Source organism: Desulfofundulus thermobenzoicus (assembly GCF_009428905.1).
Lineage (GTDB): Bacteria > Bacillota > Desulfotomaculia > Desulfotomaculales > Desulfovirgulaceae > Desulfofundulus_A > Desulfofundulus_A thermobenzoicus.
Genome location: NZ_WHYR01000277.1, coordinates 1 through 381, shown reverse-complemented (window position 1 = coordinate 381; position 381 = coordinate 1). Strand labels below are relative to the sequence as shown.

Here is a 381-nt window from a genome sequence, read left to right as displayed (position 1 = left end):
CTGCCACGCCCACTGCGCCCCGTCACCTTGCGCGCGGCGGCGACGTAGTCGGAGAACGCTTCGCGGAGCGCGTCGGCGTTGTCATCGGTGAGGTCGATCTCGTAGTGACCACCGTCGAACGAGAACTGCACGGTCTTGCCGGTGCCGTCTTCGATGGTTTCGCCGGTGAGGTCGTCGATGAGGTTGGTGGTGACCTTCTGCGCCACGGGATGCTCCTTTTGGTCGGTGATAGGGGCCACCAGTGTTGCAGAGGAGCGCGCGAGCGCAACGAAGCTCGGCGTGAATAAGCCGCATGCAAACAGGGGGATCGTGTCGGGTCAGCGAGGCCGACACCCCGGACATCGTCGCCGTCGGCGTGTTCAACTCGGCGCCGTGGTGAGC

Annotated in this window: 1 protein-coding gene; it reads right to left on the bottom strand. The window is 65.4% G+C overall.

The window, feature by feature from the left end:
* Positions 1–206 (bottom strand): Lsr2 dimerization domain-containing protein (locus GFC01_RS18625; protein ID WP_207707672.1); only part of this gene is annotated, 206 nt, incomplete at its 3' end.
* Positions 207–381: the final 175 nt, after the last annotated feature.